Source organism: Mycobacterium sp. (assembly GCF_049683355.1).
Classification (GTDB): Bacteria; Actinomycetota; Actinomycetes; order Mycobacteriales; family Mycobacteriaceae; genus Mycobacterium.
This window is the reverse complement of sequence record NZ_JBAUJB010000426.1, coordinates 1-1,846: the sequence shown is the minus strand read 5'-3', so window position 1 is coordinate 1,846 and position 1,846 is coordinate 1. Positions and strand designations below refer to the sequence as shown.

The 1,846-nt window shown below is 67.7% G+C and carries 2 protein-coding genes and 1 pseudogene; 2 read left to right on the top strand and 1 reads right to left on the bottom strand.

Annotated elements, in window-relative coordinates; genetic code table 11:
* Positions 1-22 precede the first annotated feature (22 nt).
* Positions 23-466 carry a type II 3-dehydroquinate dehydratase gene (gene aroQ / locus WA944_RS24520; protein ID WP_526610098.1) on the bottom strand — a complete coding sequence of 148 codons (444 nt, stop codon included), beginning with the start codon at positions 464-466 and terminating at the stop codon, positions 23-25.
* An 87-nt stretch (positions 467-553) separates the two neighbouring features.
* Between aroQ and WA944_RS24515 the strand changes: the two genes are divergently transcribed.
* Positions 554-1,507: a diacylglycerol/lipid kinase family protein gene (locus tag WA944_RS24515; RefSeq protein ID WP_526370754.1), complete on the top strand. Its 954-nt coding sequence runs from the start codon at positions 554-556 to the stop codon at positions 1,505-1,507.
* Positions 1,508-1,778: 271 nt separating this feature from the next.
* A pseudogene (gene whiB1, locus WA944_RS24510) lies at positions 1,779-1,846 on the top strand (transcriptional regulator WhiB1); the annotation flags it as partial.

Genomic DNA, 1,846 nt, shown 5'->3' with positions numbered 1-1,846 from the left:
GCCGCGCGCACCGCGCGCGGGGTCACCGCGACAACCTGTCGGCCAGGTAGCGCACCGCCATCTCGTAGCCCAGCGCACCGGCGCCCGCGACCACCATGTCGGCCACGGCGGAGACATAGGAGTGGTGCCGGAACTCTTCGCGGGCGTGGATGTTGCTCAGGTGCACCTCGGCGACCGGCAGCCCGACCGACCGCAGCGCGTCGGCGATGGCCACGGAGGTGTGGCTGTAGGCGGCGGGGTTGATGACGATGCCCGCGCAGTCGGCGCGTGCCGCGTGGATCGCATCGACGAGCACGCCTTCGTGGTTGCTCTGCACCGCCCGGGTGTCGAGTCCCGACTCCGCGGCGACCTCGGCCACCCTCGCCTCGATGTCGGCCAGCGTGGTGGTTCCGTACACCTCGGGTTGCCGGGTGCCCAGCAGGTTCAGGTTCGGCCCGTTGACGAGCAGCAGTCGACGTTCGGTCACCGTTGTACGGTACCGGCGAAGCACCGCGGACCCGAGGCACTGCGCGAGCTTGGGCGTCACCGGTGAAGCGGTTTAGGCTGACCCCTCGTGCGCGCCGTGCTGATCGTGAATCCGAATGCGACCTCGACGACGCCCGCCGCCCGCGATCTGCTGGCCCACGCCCTGGAGAGCCGGGTGCAGCTCAGCGTGGTGCACACCGATCACCGTGGCCACGCCATCGAGATCGCCCAGCAAGCCGCCCGCGGCGGGGTCGACGTGCTGATCGTGCACGGCGGCGACGGGACGGTGAACGAGGTGGTCAACGGCATCCTCGGTGAGCAGGGGCCGGGCGGTGAGGGGCCCGCGGTGGGCGTGGTGCCCGGCGGTTCGGCCAACGTGTTCGCCCGCGCGCTGGGCATCAGCCCCGATCCCGTCGAGGCGACGAACCAGCTGGTGGACCTGCTCGGCGACTACCGGCGAGGCAGAACATGGCGACGTATCGGCCTGATGGACTGCCAGGAGCGGTGGGGGGTGTTCACGGCGGGCATGGGCGTCGACGGTGACGTCGTCGCGGCCGTGGAGGCGCAACGGGCCAAGGGCCGCAAGGTCACCGCGTCGCGCTACATCCGCGTGGCGATCCGGGAGATGCTGGCCAGCGCCCGCAAGGAGCCGACGCTGACCCTGCAGCTCCCCGGCCGTCAACCGGTCTCCGGGGTGCATTTCGCGTTCGTGTCGAACTCGAGCCCGTGGACCTACGCCAACGCGCGGCCGGTGTGGACCAATCCCGACACCACCTTCGAAACCGGCCTGGGGGTGTTCGCGATCACCAGCATGAACGTCTGGGCGAACCTGGGGGTGGTGCGCCAGATGCTCTCGCGTGACCCACACCTCGATGCCAAGCACCTCGTCCGGGACGACGACCTCGCGTGGCTGAAGGTGACCAGCGACACGCCTGTGGCATGTCAGATCGACGGCGACTACCTCGGGTTGCGCGAAGCGATGGAGTTCACCGCGGTGCCGGACGCGCTCGCCGTGGTGGCGCCGCCCCGCCTTTCGCCATAGAAACGCCCTGACCAGCAGGAACCAGCTGTGCAGGCTAGTTCACAGTGCGGAATTCAGGGCGCAAGATGAGTTAAGCGTAGTACAACGGAGTCAGGCATCCGGTACCCGACCTCGGCAGTGAGATAGCCCACGTGTTAAGGAACTGCTATTGACATCTGTTCAGCCTGTGAAAGCATCGGATGCAACAGCGCAGAAACATTTGGTGCGCTTGCGTTAACAGCCGATGTAAAGCTCGTGCGCTCTGCTGCGCACACGAAAAGGAGTTAGCCCCATGGATTGGCGCCACAAGGCGGTCTGTCGCGACGAGGATCCCGAGCTGTTCTTCCCGGTGGGAAACAG